The organism is Roseibium sp. HPY-6, assembly GCF_040530035.1.
Lineage (GTDB): Bacteria > Pseudomonadota > Alphaproteobacteria > Rhizobiales > Stappiaceae > Roseibium.
This window is the reverse complement of the sequence record NZ_JBEWCD010000001.1, coordinates 331,850-347,235: the sequence shown is the minus strand read 5'-3', so window position 1 is coordinate 347,235 and position 15,386 is coordinate 331,850. Positions and strand designations below refer to the sequence as shown.

The 15,386-nt window shown below is 55.5% G+C and carries 16 protein-coding genes; 11 read left to right on the top strand and 5 right to left on the bottom strand.

Going from position 1 to position 15,386, the window contains the following annotated elements; genetic code table 11:
• Nucleotides 1-123 precede the first annotated feature (123 nt).
• Nucleotides 124-972, top strand: a complete 849-nt coding sequence (locus tag ABVF61_RS01705) for a lysophospholipid acyltransferase family protein (RefSeq protein ID WP_502949923.1) — start codon at nt 124-126, stop codon at nt 970-972.
• A 56-nt stretch (nt 973-1,028) separates the two neighbouring features.
• Here ABVF61_RS01705 and ABVF61_RS01700 read toward each other — a convergent pair whose 3' ends face one another.
• Nucleotides 1,029-2,129 (bottom strand): RgsD C-terminal domain-containing protein, encoded by a 1,101-nt coding sequence (locus ABVF61_RS01700; protein WP_353991796.1) that lies wholly within the window; start codon nt 2,127-2,129, stop codon nt 1,029-1,031.
• A gap of 316 nt (nt 2,130-2,445) precedes the next feature.
• Between ABVF61_RS01700 and ABVF61_RS01695 the strand changes: the two genes are divergently transcribed.
• The 6 genes from ABVF61_RS01695 to ABVF61_RS01670 all read left to right on the top strand — a co-directional run bounded on the left by ABVF61_RS01695 (nt 2,446) and on the right by ABVF61_RS01670 (nt 7,536).
• Complete coding sequence (locus ABVF61_RS01695) at nt 2,446-3,042, top strand: nitroreductase family protein (RefSeq protein ID WP_353991795.1); 597 nt, start codon at nt 2,446-2,448, stop codon at nt 3,040-3,042.
• 1 nt (nt 3,043) lies between these two features.
• Nucleotides 3,044-3,646 carry a flavin reductase family protein gene (locus ABVF61_RS01690; RefSeq protein ID WP_353991794.1) on the top strand — a complete coding sequence of 201 codons (603 nt, stop codon included), beginning with the start codon at nt 3,044-3,046 and terminating at the stop codon, nt 3,644-3,646.
• A gap of 79 nt (nt 3,647-3,725) precedes the next feature.
• Entirely contained in the window at nt 3,726-3,851 is a 126-nt protein-coding gene (locus tag ABVF61_RS01685; RefSeq protein WP_353991793.1) for a hypothetical protein, read from the top strand.
• A gap of 94 nt (nt 3,852-3,945) precedes the next feature.
• Complete coding sequence (locus ABVF61_RS01680) at nt 3,946-5,247, top strand: transglycosylase SLT domain-containing protein (protein WP_353991792.1); 1,302 nt, start codon at nt 3,946-3,948, stop codon at nt 5,245-5,247.
• A 102-nt stretch (nt 5,248-5,349) separates the two neighbouring features.
• Entirely contained in the window at nt 5,350-6,504 is a 1,155-nt protein-coding gene (locus ABVF61_RS01675; protein WP_353991791.1) for a DUF2336 domain-containing protein, read from the top strand.
• Between the two features lie 138 nt (nt 6,505-6,642).
• Nucleotides 6,643-7,536 carry a DMT family transporter gene (locus ABVF61_RS01670; protein WP_353991790.1) on the top strand — a complete coding sequence of 298 codons (894 nt, stop codon included), beginning with the start codon at nt 6,643-6,645 and terminating at the stop codon, nt 7,534-7,536.
• A 2-nt stretch (nt 7,537-7,538) separates the two neighbouring features.
• On the opposite strand, the gene ABVF61_RS01665 is transcribed toward ABVF61_RS01670, so the two are convergent.
• The 4 genes from ABVF61_RS01665 to phnX form a co-directional block, all read right to left on the bottom strand.
• Nucleotides 7,539-8,069, bottom strand: a complete 531-nt coding sequence (locus ABVF61_RS01665) for an Hpt domain-containing protein (protein WP_353991789.1) — start codon at nt 8,067-8,069, stop codon at nt 7,539-7,541.
• A 105-nt stretch (nt 8,070-8,174) separates the two neighbouring features.
• Complete coding sequence (locus ABVF61_RS01660) at nt 8,175-8,987, bottom strand: NAD kinase (RefSeq protein ID WP_353991788.1); 813 nt, start codon at nt 8,985-8,987, stop codon at nt 8,175-8,177.
• Nucleotides 8,988-9,122: 135 nt separating this feature from the next.
• Entirely contained in the window at nt 9,123-9,956 is an 834-nt protein-coding gene (locus ABVF61_RS01655) for a trypsin-like serine peptidase (RefSeq protein WP_353991787.1), read from the bottom strand.
• Between the two features lie 187 nt (nt 9,957-10,143).
• Nucleotides 10,144-10,926 carry a phosphonoacetaldehyde hydrolase gene (phnX, locus tag ABVF61_RS01650; RefSeq protein ID WP_353991786.1) on the bottom strand — a complete coding sequence of 261 codons (783 nt, stop codon included), beginning with the start codon at nt 10,924-10,926 and terminating at the stop codon, nt 10,144-10,146.
• A gap of 469 nt (nt 10,927-11,395) precedes the next feature.
• Between phnX and cyoA the strand changes: the two genes are divergently transcribed.
• Genes cyoA through cyoD form a run of 4 tightly spaced genes read left to right on the top strand, consistent with a single transcriptional unit; the run spans nt 11,396 to nt 15,276 of the window.
• Nucleotides 11,396-12,316 (top strand): ubiquinol oxidase subunit II, encoded by a 921-nt coding sequence (gene cyoA, locus ABVF61_RS01645; RefSeq protein ID WP_353991785.1) that lies wholly within the window; start codon nt 11,396-11,398, stop codon nt 12,314-12,316.
• Complete coding sequence (locus tag ABVF61_RS01640; protein WP_353993651.1) at nt 12,316-14,355, top strand: cbb3-type cytochrome c oxidase subunit I; 2,040 nt, start codon at nt 12,316-12,318, stop codon at nt 14,353-14,355. Before cyoA ends, ABVF61_RS01640 begins: the two co-directional genes overlap by 1 nt.
• Nucleotides 14,355-14,960: a cytochrome o ubiquinol oxidase subunit III gene (gene cyoC, locus ABVF61_RS01635; protein WP_353991784.1), complete on the top strand. Its 606-nt coding sequence runs from the start codon at nt 14,355-14,357 to the stop codon at nt 14,958-14,960. Before ABVF61_RS01640 ends, cyoC begins: the two co-directional genes overlap by 1 nt.
• Nucleotides 14,961-14,970: 10 nt before the next feature.
• On the top strand, nt 14,971-15,276 hold the full coding sequence (gene cyoD, locus ABVF61_RS01630; protein ID WP_353991783.1) for a cytochrome o ubiquinol oxidase subunit IV: 306 nt from the start codon (nt 14,971-14,973) through the stop codon (nt 15,274-15,276).
• The last annotated feature ends 110 nt before the right edge of the window (nt 15,277-15,386 follow it).

The following is a 15,386-nucleotide window of genomic DNA, read 5'->3' as shown; positions in this document are numbered from 1 at the left end:
AATCTTACATCTTGCACATTGTCCTTCCCTTAGGGCAATGTGCTGTCACATTGGTGAAATACAGCATCTGGTATTGGGTTCCAAATTTACCAGTGCGACCCTAACCAGAAGACGATGGCTGCCGTGAATTACGCAGAATTCAGCTATGCCAACCCGGAACATCCACCGCTGAAAAGGTGGACGATCAGAACCATTGAAGGCCTTTCCGGGCGCCGGAAGCTCATTGACGTGTATGAAGTGTGGAAACACACCATGGTTGGCACTTCAGATTATATCTGGAGCGATCTTCTGGGCCTGATCAATCTGAATGTGTCTGTTGAAGATGGCGAGTGGCCTCCGAAGGATCTGCCGGAAGGCCCACTGGTTCTTATTGCAAACCATCCATATGGAATAGGGGACGGGCTTGCGATCCTCTCTCTCGCAGAGCAATTGAACCGCCCTTTCAAGATCCTTATCAACAACGAGCTGTTGAAAGTTCCGGAGGTACGCCCGTTCTCTTTGCCGGTCGATTTTGAGGAGACGAAAGAAGCCCTCAAGACCAACATGGAGACCCGGAAAGAGGCTTTGCGGCTCTTGCAGGAAGGTACCACGATCATCGTCTTTCCGGGAGGCGGTGTTGCAACGGCAGCAAAGCCCTTCGGACGCGCCGAAGAGCTTCCCTGGAAAACCTTCACCGCGAAAATGATCAGATCGTCCAAGGCGACGGTTTTGCCTCTTTACTTCGACGGGCAGAACTCGTGGCTTTTCCATCTCGTCAGCAAATATTCTTTGACCTTGCGTCTGGCTTTGCTGGTCCGAGAGTTCCGGCGAATTGTCGGATCGGTCATGAAAGCTCGGGCAGGGCGCCCAATTCCCTTTGACACCCTGAGCGGCTTTAAGGATCAAAAGGAAGTCATGGATTTCCTGCAGACGAAAGTCTTGGAAATGGCTCCCGCAGAACCCGCGAAACGCCTGCTCGGCAGACGTGGGTAAAACCCAAGCATAAAATCTGAAATGGGTAGTGCAGGTCGCGTCTTCGATACGCGATGTCAGTTGGCGCTCGCAGCGCCCTGTGTCACAAGCTCGCTGATTGATGTGACAACCTCGACCTCGCGATCCTGTCCTGGCGCAACCTCAAACGTGTGAAGATAGGTTCGACCGTTGTTTCGGGCGAGGGCTTCGTATTCGCCTTCCGCAAGCACAAAATCCGGGAAGGCGCCTGTTGCTTCGACAACAACGTGTCCACCGGCGCTCAGAACAGACCAAGTGGTGTTGGCGATCGCCTCGCCACCACGCTCGTTGACGAGCTTCAAGGTGATGTCTGCGGCTTTGTGTAGAATGGTCGCTTCAGTCAGTTTGCCAGGAAGCACCTGGATGTCAGCCCGGATCACGGCATTGACGCTGCCGTAACGACTGACGACGTGGTAGGTGTCGGCGCTGAGACGAATGATCGAACCAGGCGTTATGTTCCCGACGATTTTGTTGCGTTCACCGCGTTCGTCGAACGACATGCCATAAACGTCGAAGGTCACTTGCTCCTGATCGATGGCTTCGCCGTCTTTCATCGCCGCACCGAACTTTATTCCGCCGGCATTGAGCGTAAGCATCTTCGACTGGACTTCCTTGCCCAGAACGACGCGGTTGGTTGACTGAGCATATCCAAACGCTGTGTGCACAAGGTAGGAGCCGGGATCGAGCCGGAATTCGGCGTCACCGCCCATCGATGTCGCGACCAGTTCCAGCCGTCCGTTCGCGTTTGTCGTGTCGGAGTAGATGCGCCAGACCAGTCCATCGTCCAGTGGCTGACTGTCCTGCGTCAGCTTTGCCATAAGATAAAGAGCGCCCTGGTCCAGGCCTTCACCGTCGGGTGCGGCAAGAGACCTGAGCGTCGGAGCGTATGATGTCTCTACATCCGAGAACAGCGGCTCGGGTTCCCTGTCGAGCAGGTTGATGATCTGGTCTTCGCGGGGAACCGATGGCGCATTGGGATCCGGCTTTGCAGCCGGTGGCAAGGGTGCTTCCACGGTTTGCGCCGTGGAGGTCATGCCCTGAAACATAAATACCGGAACAGCTACCAAAAAAGCACGCAACGCATTGGTCACGCAACGCTTCACCGTCGTGCTCTTTGGATTGGTTCCTGCTTCCAACATGCCCACTTCGTATTCTTTTTCGACCGACCACCGTTACGGCCATCCGTCTTTTATACCAATTCAGTTTGGTGCGGTACACCGGTTTAAGGCCGATCATGCGCCAGCACAATGAAACAGGTCAATGCGCGGCTTGTCCTTGCATCGTTGTAGGAATTTGAGCGCATGTTCCGCGTTGCGCTGTAACGTAAAACGTTCGCGCAGCAGCTAATGGTCCTGAAAATCAGGCAAATTCAAGACATAGAAACGAAAGTTGACAATTTCCGTCAATGAATTAGGTGGATTGTCACGATCGCAACTGCTTGATGGGTGTTGTCTCATGCCTGCCTCCAACCACGGCTCACCTGAGGTCCTGGACTTCCTTCGAAAACGGCGTTCACACCCAGCGGTGACGATGTCGGAACCCAGTCCGAACGAAGACCAGATAAACGACTTTCTGACCATCGCGGCCCGCGTCCCGGATCACGGAAAGCTGGCACCCTGGCGCTTTATCCTCTTCAGGCGCGAGCACGGTGAGGCCATCGGTAAAAGACTTGCCGAAATCTATGAACGGAAAAACGGGCCGCTGGACAAGGACCAGAGGGAAAAGGAACTCACCCGCTTTTTGCGTGCGCCGCTCATCATTGGCGTTGTCAGTACTGCGCGCGAACATCCGAAAATTCCAGTTTGGGAACAGCAGCTTTCAGCTGGCGCCGTGTGCATGAACCTTGTGAGTGCAGCCGCTGCCGGTGGTTTTGCGTCCCAGTGGCTTACCGAATGGTACAGCTTTGACGAGGAAGCGGCATCGTGGCTGGGTGCTGCGGAAAACGAACAGTTTGCCGGGTTCATTCAAATCGGTACACCGACCCAGGCACCCGTTGAACGACCGCGTCCTGAACTTTCCGCTCTGGTCCATGAATGGAGCAATACCCCCTAAGATGTTTTACGATACTGAGCTTAACGACCACGGTTTGCCGCATAATCCTTTCAAGGCCATCGTGTCCCCACGCCCCATTGGCTGGATCTCTTCGCTCGATGCCAAGGGACGCACCAATCTTGCTCCATACAGTTTTTTCAATGCGGTCAGTGACCGTCCGCCGATCGTCATGTTTTCATCCTCTGGATACAAGGACAGTGCGGCCAACGTTGGGGAGACCGGAGAGTTCGTATGCAACATGGCGAGCTGGGACCTGAAAGACGAGATGAATGTCACTTCCGCTGCAGTTGGCAGCGAAACGAGCGAATTCGAACTCTCCGGACTTGAGATGGCCTCGTCGCGTCTTGTAAAAGCGCCCAGGGTCGCCAAAGCGGTGACGGCCCTCGAGTGCAAGCATCTCAAGACTCTGCGGCTTGAAGACCTCGGCGGAAGCGAAACGGACAATTGGATCGTGTTTGGTCAGGTCGCCGGTATTCACATCGATGACAACATCATTGTTGACGGCAAAGTGGATGTGACCCGCTTCAAGCCGCTCTCGCGGCTTGGTTACATGGAATATGCGGCTGTTTCGGAAGTCTTTGAAATGGCGCGCCCGAAAGTCTGACGTTTCGTGTCACGAAATTCATTCAGCGCAACGAGACGAGTTGAATTCGACTCAAAAGTCCATGCGCCTCGAGAAAAAGATGTTGGCAGGCAAAACGTTCTTTTCCCAAGAAAAAGAGCGTTTTGCGGCCTATTTCCACTTTTCCGGCAATCAGCATGGTGAGATCTGCCTAAAGCCGAATGAAAAAACAGTTCCAATTGCTTGAATTTCAACTGCGTTAAGCGCCGTTAAGGATTTGTTAACCATTCCGGCGCGAAGGTTAACGAAGTAATAATCAATTCCGTCGAGGAGACAGGGTCATGCATGTCGCTGACACACCCTCGGTCGCGTCTCGGATCGAGCTTGCGTTTCAGTCTGCTAGTAGCTCAACGGGTACGTCTTTCGACTACCTCGTCAAAACGGCTGCGCGCGAATCCTCATTCAATCCATCGGCCAAGGCCAAGACGTCCAGTGCAACGGGCTTGTTCCAGTTCATTGAGTCGACCTGGCTTGAGACGATGAAGGAGGCCGGCCCCAAGCATGGTTTGGAGAAGTTTTCCGATCAGATCCAGCGCTCGAAAAGCGGAAAATACTACGTGAAAGACGCTGAAGTGCGTCAGGAGATTCTCGATCTGAGAAAAGATCCGGAGATCTCCTCAATGATGGCTGGCGCGCTCACTCAGAAGAATTCTGCCTATCTGGAGCGAAAGATTGGGCGTACACCGACCGACGGTGAACTTTACATGGCGCATTTTCTCGGAGCGCACGGCGCGAGCAGGCTGATTGATGCCACAAATGCCAATCCGGATATGCGCGCCGACAAAATGTTCTCGTCGCAGGCGCGCGCCAACAAACCGATCTTCTTCCACAGCAACGGCAAAGCCCGGTCGATGCAGGAGGTTTACGAAGTAATCGTATCCAAGCACGACGCGGTGACGATGATTGCTGAGGCGAACACCAAAACCAACCTGAGAGCGCCGGGCGTTTTGACAAGCGTTGCCGCGCTGCCTGAGTCGAAACCAGCATTCGGAGCGCCAGCCCCTGGCCAGGAGCAGTTTGACCCGCATTCGCTTGAAGCAGCGACGGCGTTCGCAATGCGTTCCAAGCCGCTGTCTCCGGCGCAACAGGCTGCAGCGGCTGCGGATCTGCCGGCATCAAATCCGCTTGCTTTTGCGCAAACGTCGGTTCCGGTTCACCAACGGGAAAACCCAACACCGGCTGATGCCGGCGCGTCTCGGGAAACGGGAGCGGAAAATTCTGTTGTGGCGGCCGCAAGGCCAACGGAACCTCAGGATCCAAGGGAAGCTGCGATCAACGGATCAGCAGAGAGCGTGGCAACCAGCCGGGTTGTTTCCGCCTTTGCTGCAGCGGAAACCTCGAGCCCTTTTGAAGCATTGTTCCGAAATGATGAAGGGTCCTCTGAAGCAGGTGTAAACCCGAGATTCGCGGCAGCGTTCGCCGCTGTCGAGGAAGCTGCAATGTTCAGTGCTTTGACGGGTGCGTCGAATCAAGTTGCCGCGCAAGAACTCGCACTTGCGGATCAGGGTGGTCCGCTCGATTTGACGCGGTTTTTGAGATTGAAAGCAGAAGAGGAGCAGAAGGACCTGCTGCCACCAGCCTGACGAAGCTTTGGCTCGCAGATATTGGCAAAATTATGGTGAACCGATCGTTAACGTCTTTAGTGCCAGAATACCGACTGACTCGCACAAAGACTGATTGCCGCCATGACCGCACAAAACCTTTTGCATTTGAACGAAGATGAAAATCTCGAAAATGACATTGTTGCTGCAAGAGAATTTGCAGAACGATATTTGGCAGCCGAGCCGGGCAGCCAGGAGCAGGCCAGCATGGCTACCGCGCTGACAGTGCTCCTTGATGATCCGAGCAGAGGCATCCGAAAGGCCATCGCCAATGTTCTTGCGTCAAGCGCCTACGCTCCAGCTCACGTCGTTCGGTCTCTTGCAAGTGACGTCGACGAGGTCGCCGTACCCATCTTGAAATCTTCGCCGATTCTTTCGAATGCGGAATTGGTCGATCTGCTTGCCGAGGGCAGTGAAGCTGTTCAATGCGCGATTGCGGAAAGGGCAGGACTGCCCGCCGCAATCAGTGCTGCTGTCTGCGAAGTTGGAAGTGAGAAGGCTTGCCAAACCCTTTTGAACAATTCGAGCGCGCAAGTGCTGCAATCCTCAATGTTGCGGCTGGCACAGCGGTTTGAAGACCGTCCGGATATTTGCGACCAACTTCTGAAAACGGCCGACCTTCCGCTGGCGAACCGTTATGAGTTGCTCATGCGTCTTGCCGAGAGTCTCGATGATCATCCGATCGTCTTGGAGCGTGTTCCTGAAAACCAGCGGCACACATTCCTGAGCGATGCGGAAGACAAGGTGGTTCTGAGACTGGCCTTGGAAGCCAGCGAAGACGAGCTTCCGGATTTCGTAGAGCACCTGCGCCTTCGCGGGAAGCTCAATACCCGTCTTCTGTTGCGCTCGGTCTGCTGCGGACGTTTGCGTTTCTTTGCGGCGGCGCTGGCGAATCTTGGTCAGGTACCGCTTCCGCGTCTCGCCAGGTTGCTCGTGACGGTCAGGCGGTCTGCTCTTCAGGCTGTTTTGAGAAAAGCCGGATTGCCGCTTCGCTCTCATCAGGCATTTCTGCTGGCGATAGACATTGCGCGCCAGGCGGATGCCGACTTCACGTATGACCTTGCGCTCGACGAAGCACGGATGCTGACAGAGACGCTCTTAGAAGAAATGCAGGACGGATCTCTCGGCGCCGACGAAGATGTCGCCGCATTCCTGCGCCGGTTTGCAATTGAAGTCGCGCGTCTTGAGGCGCGGCTCCTTGTGAAGAACGGTTCTCTCCAGATTACCGCCGCAGCCTGATTGGTCCCGACGCTGCGTCCGGGCCAATCCAGCCTTCGCAATCAATTCTTGTAAACAGGTCTGCAACCACGAAAATCCGGCTTGCCGGGTTTTTTTGCCGGTGTTTAGGTGTGCCCTTGTTTTCACCAAGGCGGCACCATGCTCTTTTCAGCTGCAAGCGCGCGCTCACAAGCCACTGTCGGCATCCTGCTCATGTGCGTGGGAATCGCCAGCCTCAGTATCAGTGATGCAATCGCAAAGGCACTCACGGACGGCTATCCGGTCCTTCAGATCCTTTTCATTCGCAATCTCATTGCGCTACCGTTCGCAGTATTGATTGCATTGAAAATGGGTGGAGTGGGTGCGTTGCGTTCCTACAGGCCGACCGCCCATCTGCTGCGCGGTGTCCTTTGGTTGCTTGCTGCGATGATCTTTTTCACCAGCCTGAAGCACCTGGATATCGCCGAGGCAACGGCACTGGTTTTTGTAGCGCCTGTCTTCATCACTGCGATCTCTGCACTCTTTTTGAAAGAAACAGTCGGTTGGCGGCGCTGGCTTGCTGTTCTGACGGGTTTCGTCGGTGTCCTGATCGTCGTGAGGCCTGGCGCCGGGACATTTCAGTCAGCTTCAGTTCTTCCGGTCATCACAGCAGTCTTTTATGCGGTTTTGATGATCAGTGCCCGCTGGGTGGACCCGCGCGAAAGTGTCTGGACGCTCATGCTTTACCTCGTTGGGGCCGGTGCTATGCTTAGCGCAATATTCGTCCCGTTCCTCTGGGTAAGCGTTCAGGCGGAAGATATCTGGATGTTTGTTGGCATCGCGCTTTTTGGTACGGCAGGGATCACACTGATTACGCAGGCTTTCCGGTTTGCTCCGGCCGCTGCCGTTGCTCCGTTTGAATACAGCGCGCTTATCTGGGCGACGTTTTTGGGATGGTTTTTCTGGAATGAAATACCTGACATGCTGACTTACATCGGCGCAGGGGTGATCATCTTGAGCGGATGCTACATTGTGTTCCGTGAACAGCAGATCGGCGAAGACACGCCGAACTGACCTTATTCAGCGTCAGCGTCGCTCTTTTGCGGAAACTGTTTCAGGAAGTCATCTGTTACAACGGCGAGTGTGTCCAGAAGCTTGACGCCCATACTGTTGCCGTCGTCTTTGGCGCCTTCCATGACCATGGCCCGGATGGCTGCGACATAGCGTTCAGCCAATTCGGCCGGAAGCTTGTCCACCGAGGGTACGGTCTCAATCAGATGACAGAAGCTGGCGGCAACCTGTCCGACAAGCGGGAACCCCAGCGTAAGTGCCTGTCCCTTGATGTTATGCGCTGCCTGGTAGAGGGGCGCGACGGTTTCATCCGACATTCCTTCAGACTGAACACCTTCCCAGGCCTGCATCAGGGTTGCCGTCTCATTGACCATCCAGCTCCCGAAATGGGTTGAGAGCCTTGCGATCGCGGCTTCTGCAGCCTTGACCGGATCGAATTTCTTGGCCTCCCGGGGTGTCAACTCGCGTACCTTGCTGCGCAAGTTGTCCGGTGGCGTCAAGATCTCATAATCCTGGTCCAGTGCGGTATCGGACATGGCTGCATCATTCTCCAAAAATCGCCTTCAAGCGGCATTCCGCACCCATTATCCCGATACAGACTTAACAGGGTGTTGCCAGTGCAATGTTTGAAGAAATTATCATTAATACCGGAACATCTCGGTGAGAATCCGTTCGTCCCAGCCGTGATCGGAATCAAACATGATCAACCCCTGCACCTTTGAAGACTCGCGGACGGTCACGTGCGTCACGCGTCGGATTTCGGTGTGATCAGCGGACGCACTGACCGGACGCTTGTGTGCTTCCAGGATTTCGATATCGACTTGTGCTCTGTTGGGTAAAAGCGCACCACGCCAGCGACGAGGACGAAAGGCGCTGATCGGGGTGAGGGCGAGCAATTGCGCCGAAATCGGCAATATGGGGCCGTGCGCCGAGAGGTTATAGGCCGTGCTTCCGGCCGGTGTTGCAACGATAATGCCGTCGCAGACAAGTTCTTCCAATCGCAACTTGTCATCGACAGAAACCTTGAGCCGCGCAGCCTGTGATGTCTGGCGCAGCAGGGAGACCTCATTGATCGCAAGCGCATCGTGGGTTTTTCCGGTTTCATCTCGCGCGGTCAATTCCAGCGGGCGGATCGTCGTGACGTCGGCTTTGGACAGTCTCTCGGCAAGTTCGTCCTCACGATACTCGTTCATGAGAAAACCGACCGACCCCCTGTTCATTCCGTAGATCGGCTTTCCGCTGCTCATATGCGCGTGGAGCGTCTGAAGCATCAGCCCGTCGCCGCCAAGAGCGACAATGATGTCGGCATCTTCAGCCGCCACGTTGCCGTAACGTGCGGACAGCGCCTCGATTGCGCGTTTGGCGTCGTCGGTTTCGCTTGCAACAAACGCAAGTTTTTCCGTCGAGACAGGGGTGAAGTCGGTTGATGCCAAAGGGGGTGATGCTTGGTTCATAGTCTAGCGGTCTTCTTTGCAGACGGCGATCCCGGCGGCTGGTCTGGTGACCGGCGCGAGCCTGCCACCATTAAGGTGACCGTCAGCACCATAGCCCGCAATTGTACGGACCGGTAGTGACTTTTTGCATCCACCTCAATTCGGCTGCGCTTGAAGCTCTTGATTTGTCGCGGGAATTGGGCCTTCGGCAGCCTTTTCGCATGTTGCCGTCTCAACGAGTTCCTGCCATTCCAAAAAGGGTACGACGATTGAGCGCTCGTCGTTTATCTTGGCTGACATGACCGCTGCGACCCGTGGGCCAAAAATGGTGTTGACCATGAGTGGTCCACCTGATGCACCCGTCTCCGTGTTGCAATCGGTGATCCAGACATTCGAATTCGAGCCAATCACGGAGCACGACGACACGACTGTGGGCAAGAACGGCCTGCTGCGTCTGTACCCGACAGACAAAAAACGGGTAGATGCACGAAGACGTTTCGATTCTTCGCGCGTCAGCGGTGGCAATGGAAACAGGTCACTGGGTTCCTTAAGCACGATCAGGCCGACGTCCTTGTGAATCTCACTGATCTTGGGACGTGAGCGTGAGACATAACCTTCGACCGTCAGCAGACATTCGGCCTCCAGACGGGCTGCGTATTCATCGCGCCGGACGCCGGCAATGAAGAACACTTCGTCGGCGGGGATGACCTTTTGCGTCTTTGGCGAAACGATGCAATGCGCGGCTGTCAGGACCACGTTCGGTGTCACCAGGGTCCCCGTGCAGCTGGACACGGAACGGTACCCACCACGGTTCACGCGTCCAATGGAATGCCAGGGATAGTCGGTGCTGTCGATGACCTTCAGTTCTGCAGCAGCATCGGCCGGCGGTAAGGGTGCTGTCAGCGAAACAACAAGGAGGACGGTTGCCAGCCTGACCAGGTTTTTCACCCGAAATTTGGCTGACAGTTTGCTTCGCTGGGTTTGGTGCATAGTGTCCGATCCTGCCTCATACAACACGTTTTCGCCCGCGCGCATCAACAGTCCCTTTTCCAACGCGAAGCTTGCGACGACATAGTAGTCTCAGACATTCGTTCTTGCCAACGCTTCGTCTTTGCGGCTTCGGCAACGGAACGCTCGCAGGATTGTCGTGCAGGCTCAGAAAAAGCCGTTCTCGGTGTTATGCGGCGTCCAGTCTTTCGATCAAGGCCGGCAGGTCGGCGACCGTATCGATGACGTAGTCTGCGCCCGCGCTTTTCAGTTTTTCCGTTGCAAGCTGGCGTAGTGCGTCGACCTCGGCTTCTGAGAGACCTGCGAGTTCAGCTGGTGTCTTACCCGCGTAGTTTCCCGAAAGGGCAAGACCGACGGTCAGACACCCGGCCGCAACGCCCTCGGCAATGCCAGGCTCCGTGTCATCGACCTTGATAACCGCCGACGGCGGATAAACAACAAGATCGATGAAACACTTGTACATTCCAAGCGGGCCGGGGCGTCCTTCCGGCAGATCGTCGGAGCAAACCAGATTGTCAGGTACATAACCTTGCCCTGCGGCTTTCGGGAGGACGCGTTCCATGATCGAGCGGGTGTAGCCGGTGGTGGATCCGATTTTCAGACCTCTTGAGCGCAGTGATCTGATCATGTCCGCCGCGCCCGGAACAAGGTCAGCGTAGTCCGCGACAACTTCTTCGTTCATTGGAACGAACACCTCATAGACCCTGTCGACATCCGCATCCGTTGGAAGGTTGCCGAATTTTGCCTGCCACTGTGCCGATATATCAGGATCAGCCATCATATCCCGGATGTGATCCCACTTAGGCTTCCCCATGGGACCGCGTGCCTGGTCGATTGTCGCAGTGATCCCGAAGGTCTCGTAGGCCTTGATGAAGACACCCATGGGCGCGAATGACCCGAAGTCGATCATTGTTCCCGCCCAGTCAAAGACGACGGCTTTGAATTTGCTCACTTTGTTGTCCTTGTAAGGAGATGCTGGCGATTGTTTTCCCGCTGATTGCCAGGGCAGTCAAGGTGCTGCGGTGTGCAGTCTGCGCAGCAACGCTGCAAGTGCGATTAGAGGTCTGGTCCGCCGCTTTTCGACACCGCGGAGATAACAGGTCTGAAGAAGTGGCGGTCACCGATGTCACGTACATACCGGTTACCTTGCTCCTAGGGTTGTTCGTTCGACTGTCGTCATTTGGAACTCGGGCGACGTCGTGAATTTCAACCAAAGTGCTTTGTCTGGGCATGCTTTGTCGAAATACGCACTGACGCCCTTTTAAAGAGCAGCACGCTCGGCTACGCTCCAAATCAATCAGGTTTATGGTTTTTCGTTGCAGTCGCAACCTGTGGGCTTGGGGGATGTCGCTTTGGCTAACCTCATGTATTTACGGCGAATACGGAGCGGGTTCGCTCCGGCGGGGGGAGCATATACCAAAGTGAATACTGCGCGTTCCTTTCACCTGTTTCTCAAACCGCTCTCGATCGTTGGCGTTCTGACCTTGCCCCTTCTGTTGCAGGGTTGCGGGCTTTCGGATGCGCCCGTGCTTTTTCCGAAAGGACCAATTGCGCTGGCGGAAAGAGATCTTCTGTTCACCGCCTTCCTTTTGATGATGATCGTGGCAATTCCCGCGATCGTCCTAACGCTCTTTTTCGTCTGGAGGTACCGGAGCGGTTCCGACAAAGCTGCATACACTCCCGACTGGGATGGATCCTGGAAAGTGGAAACGGTCGTCTGGCTGGTTCCGGCAGCAATCATCGTTGTCCTTGGCACCCTTGTCTGGCAGACAACCCACAAGCTGGACCCCTACAAGGAGATTGCCTCAGACAAGCCGGCATTCAAGGTGCAGGCCATCGCGCTCGACTGGAAGTGGCTGTTCCTTTATCCGGAGATCGGTGTTGCAAGCGTCAACGAATTGGCGTTCCCGGCGGACCGACCGCTCTCAATCGAAATCACGTCAGACACGGTCATGAACTCGCTCATGATCCCCGCGCTGGGCGGTCAGATCTACGCAATGGCGGGTATGCGTTCCGAACTCAATCTGCTCGCGGACGAACCGGGTGTCTTCATGGGGCGCAATACCATGTTTTCAGGCGACGGATTTGCCGACCAGCACTTCAAGGCGCGCGCACTGAGCGAAGACGACTTCACCAGTTGGAAAGACAAGGTGCTGGCTGAAACGGCAAAGCTCGATGCGGAGACGTATCTTGAATTGCACAAACAAAGCGTCGCCAATCCCGTCACCTACTATTCATCCTTCGAAAATGATCTTTTCAAACTGATCCTGCGCAAATATGCGCCGATTGTCGGCCCTTACGAGAGCAAAGCGGCTGAACTCATCTGCAGGGGGGCTGCGTGATGCTGGGGCGGCTGACACTAGACGCGATACCGCTTTATTCCTGGGTCGCGATGGGAGGCGCCGCGGTTACCGTTGGCGGCGGCATCGCAGTTTTTCTTCTCATAACGTATCTGCGTGCCTGGAAGGTTCTCTGGACCGATTGGCTGACGAGCGTCGATCACAAGAAAATCGGCATCATGTATGTGGTCCTGGCGCTGGTGATGCTGGTCCGCGGTTTTGTCGATGCCCTGATGATGCGCGCGCAGCAGGCCATCGCACTCAACAATGAGGGCTACCTGCCGCCCGAACATTTTGAGCAGATCTTTTCCTCGCATGGCACGATCATGATTTTCTTCGTGGCGATGCCTTTCCTGACGGGCCTGATCAACATTATCGTGCCGCAGCAGATAGGTGCGCGGGACGTTGCGTTTCCATTCCTCAACTCGGTCAGTCTCTGGATGACAGCAGCGGGAGCGGGGCTGGTTCTGATCTCCTTGGCAGTCGGCAAGTTTTCGACTGCCGGGTGGACTGGCTATCCCCCTTACTCCGGAATTGACTACAATCCGGGTGTCGGCGTCGACTACTGGCTCTGGGCGCTGATCGTCTCCGGGGTTGGGAGTACCGCGTCGGGAATCAATTTTATCGTCACGATCGTCAAGAACCGTTGCCCCGGCATGACCTACATGCGCATGCCGATGTTCACCTGGACAACGTTGTGCATCTCGATCCTGATCGCATTCGCGTTTCCGGCACTGACGGTTGTCGCCGGACAGCTTGCGCTGGACCGGACGCTCGGCTTCCACTTCTTCACAAATGGAGACGGCGGCAACATGATGCTGTTCGCGAACCTCTTGTGGATCTGGGGGCATCCGGAGGTCTATATCCTCATCCTGCCGGCTTTCGGCATTTTCTCCGAGGTCGTGGCAACGTTCTCGCGCAAGCGCCTCTTCGGCTATACGTCGCTGGTCTACGCAACAGCCTGTATCGCCATTCTCTCGTTTACCGTCTGGCTGCACCATTTTTTCACGATGGGGTCTTCGGCAAACGTGAATGCGGTGTTCGGGATCGCGACCATGATCATCGCTGTTCCCACCGGCGTGAAGATCTTCGACTGGATGTTCACGATGTACCGTGGCCGGATCGAGTTTCACCCCTCGATGGTGTTCACGATCGGCTTCATGGTGACTTTTGTGATCGGTGGCGTTACCGGTGTGCTGCTCGCGCTGCCGCCTGCCGACTATCTGATGCATAATTCCACGTTTCTGGTGGCGCATTTTCACAACATGCTGATCCCCGGCGCATTGTTCGGCTATTTCGCAGGATTGAATTACTGGTTCCCGAAGGCCTTCGGTTTCAAGCTCGATGCCAAGTGGGGTATCCGGTCCTTCTGGTTCTGGATCATCGGGTTCTATCTCGCCTTCATGCCGCTCTATGTGCTCGGTTTCATGGGCATGAGCCGGCGTATGGAGCACTATGCCGACCCGAACTGGCAGCCCTATCTGATCGTTGCAGCGCTGGGCGCGGTCTGCGTTCTGTGCGGCATTGTCTGCATCGCGATCCAGATTTATGTATCGGCCAAAAACTGGGGATCGGCCCGCGATGTTACCGGTGATCCATGGAATGGGCGCACGCTGGAATGGGCAACCGCGTCTCCGCCAGCGCCTTACAATTTTGCTGTCCTGCCTGAGGCGCGCGATATCGATGCCTTTCACGACATGAAACTTCGCGGCGTCGCTTATCTGCCGCCGAGCCGGTATGAGGACATTGTCATGCCGAAAAGCACCGGGCTGGGACCCATTCTTGGAGCTCTGTCCTTTGTCCTCGGCTTTGGCATGGTCTGGTATATCTGGTGGCTTGCAGCTCTTGCTTTTGCGCTCGCGCTTGTCTGCGTCGGCATCAGAGCCAGCGACGACAATACCGACTTTGTGCTTTCCGCCGCCGAGGTCGCGAAGATCGAGGCAGCGCGACTGGGACAAATCACCGAGGCTGATATGCACGACATGCGCGACTTTCAGCCGATCGGTCCGGCGTCCGGTGCCCCTCTGGCGGGGAGAGCATGATGACTGACAGCACGCAGGTCGCCGAGCTTCTGGAGCACGAAGAAAAGAAGTCGCTGGAATCGCGCGAATTCGGTTTCTGGATCTACCTGATGACCGATGCGGTCATTTTTGCACTTTTGTTCGCGTCTTACGTGGTTCTGGCAAAGAACTCTGCGGCGGGGCCGACCTCAAAAGACCTGTTTGATCTCAGGCATACTGCTGGTGAAACGGCGTTGCTGCTCTTTTCCAGCCTGACATTCGGCTTGGCAACGATCGCAATGGCCGCAGGGCAGACCGGACGGGTTGCTCAGTGGCTGTTCGTCACGCTGGTGCTCGGCCTCGCATTTCTGGCAATGGAAATGGTCGAATTCTACGGAATGATTGCGAAAGGTGCCGGTCCCGGTACGAGCGGTTTCCTGTCAGCTTTCTTCACGCTTGTCGGGACGCATGGACTTCACGTGGCATTCGGGTCAATCGGGATCTGCGTGATGATTGCTCAAGTCATGATCAAGGGACTGACAATGCCGGTACGCTCCAGGCTGCTGAGGCTTGGTCTCTTCTGGCATTTTCTCGATATCGTCTGGATCGGGATCTTCTCGGTCGTTTATCTGCCCGGTGTGATGTAGGAGACGGATCGTGGATCATTCGACAGAACGCAGTCTTTCAACTTATCTCACCGGCTTCGCGCTTGCCGTCGTCCTGACCGCCATTCCTTTTGCGCTTGTCTGGGGTGAACTTCTGACCGGGCCGGCCGTTTATGTCGTGATTGCCGTGGCAGCCGTCATGCAGGTGCTGGTCCACCTGGTTTTCTTCCTCCACCTGAACCTTAAGTCGACACCCGGAGAAAACCTCTTCTTCCTTGGCTTTGCAGCCGTCCTGATCTTCATCATGGTTGGCGGCAGCCTCTGGATCATGATGGATCTCCATCACCGGATGATGTGATCTGTTCCGCAACATTACGCATGAGATTTCCCGAATAGATTGCGTTCGGTGAATGACAGAAATCGATTCTTCTTGTGCGCAATCCTCCTGAATTGAAACAGGCATAGGAG

Bases quoted from the DNA above. Each gene is read 5' to 3' on its own strand.
- ABVF61_RS01670 (WP_353991790.1), top strand. From the start codon at position 6,643: ATGCTCTTTTCAGCTGCAAGCGCGCGCTCACAAGCCACTGTCGGCATC.
- cyoC (WP_353991784.1), top strand. From the start codon at position 14,355: ATGACTGACAGCACGCAGGTCGCCGAGCTTCTGGAGCACGAAGAAAAG.
- ABVF61_RS01680 (WP_353991792.1), top strand. From the start codon at position 3,946: ATGCATGTCGCTGACACACCCTCGGTCGCGTCTCGGATCGAGCTTGCG.
- ABVF61_RS01665 (WP_353991789.1), bottom strand. From the start codon at position 8,069: ATGTCCGATACCGCACTGGACCAGGATTATGAGATCTTGACGCCACCG.
- ABVF61_RS01640 (WP_353993651.1), top strand. From the start codon at position 12,316: ATGCTGGGGCGGCTGACACTAGACGCGATACCGCTTTATTCCTGGGTC.
- ABVF61_RS01675 (WP_353991791.1), top strand. From the start codon at position 5,350: ATGACCGCACAAAACCTTTTGCATTTGAACGAAGATGAAAATCTCGAA.
- ABVF61_RS01685 (WP_353991793.1), top strand. From the start codon at position 3,726: ATGTTGGCAGGCAAAACGTTCTTTTCCCAAGAAAAAGAGCGTTTTGCG.
- ABVF61_RS01700 (WP_353991796.1), bottom strand. From the start codon at position 2,129: ATGTTGGAAGCAGGAACCAATCCAAAGAGCACGACGGTGAAGCGTTGC.
- ABVF61_RS01660 (WP_353991788.1), bottom strand. From the start codon at position 8,987: ATGAACCAAGCATCACCCCCTTTGGCATCAACCGACTTCACCCCTGTC.
- ABVF61_RS01690 (WP_353991794.1), top strand. From the start codon at position 3,044: ATGTTTTACGATACTGAGCTTAACGACCACGGTTTGCCGCATAATCCT.
- ABVF61_RS01695 (WP_353991795.1), top strand. From the start codon at position 2,446: ATGCCTGCCTCCAACCACGGCTCACCTGAGGTCCTGGACTTCCTTCGA.
- ABVF61_RS01655 (WP_353991787.1), bottom strand. From the start codon at position 9,956: ATGCACCAAACCCAGCGAAGCAAACTGTCAGCCAAATTTCGGGTGAAA.